At 54.1% G+C, this 451-nt stretch carries 1 protein-coding gene; it reads left to right on the top strand.

Translation table 11 applies throughout. The features are described from left to right. The coding region (locus MWU62_RS18855) for a transposase (RefSeq protein WP_247116267.1) at window positions 1-420 on the top strand (420 nt) is incomplete at its 5' end. Window positions 421-451: the final 31 nt, after the last annotated feature.

Genomic DNA, 451 nt, shown 5'->3' with positions numbered 1-451 from the left:
GAAGGCATCTCCGATGTGACTCTGTATAGTTGGTTGAAACAGTGTCGACAACAAGGAATGCCCGTGCCAGGTAATCGTAATACCGGGGAAGACTGGTCCCCCGAGGCCAAGCTAGCTGTTGTAGTGGAAACGGCCTCTATGTCCGAAGCCGAACTCAGTGCTTATTGCCGTGAGAAAGGCCTGTATCCAGAGCAAGTGCAGCGCTGGAAAGAAGCTTGCCTGCAAGGCGCTGGCATGCAGCCAGACCGGGACAAAGTCGCTCAGAAGCAACAAAGGGATTCCCGGAAAACCATCAAAAAACTGAAGGCCGAAGTGCGCCGCAAAGATAAAGCTCTGGCTGAGACGACGTCGCTTCTGGTGCTGTCAAAAAAGCTCGAAGCCTTGTACGGCGAAGATCCGGACAGCGACGAGGATATCTGACACCGCTGGATGAACGTGCAAGGCTCCTGGA

The organism is Marinobacter sp. S6332 (assembly GCF_023016045.1).
In the GTDB taxonomy this organism is placed as follows: domain Bacteria; phylum Pseudomonadota; class Gammaproteobacteria; order Pseudomonadales; family Oleiphilaceae; genus Marinobacter.
The sequence above is the reverse complement of the archived record's forward strand: the minus strand, read 5'-3'. Positions and strand labels throughout refer to the sequence as shown.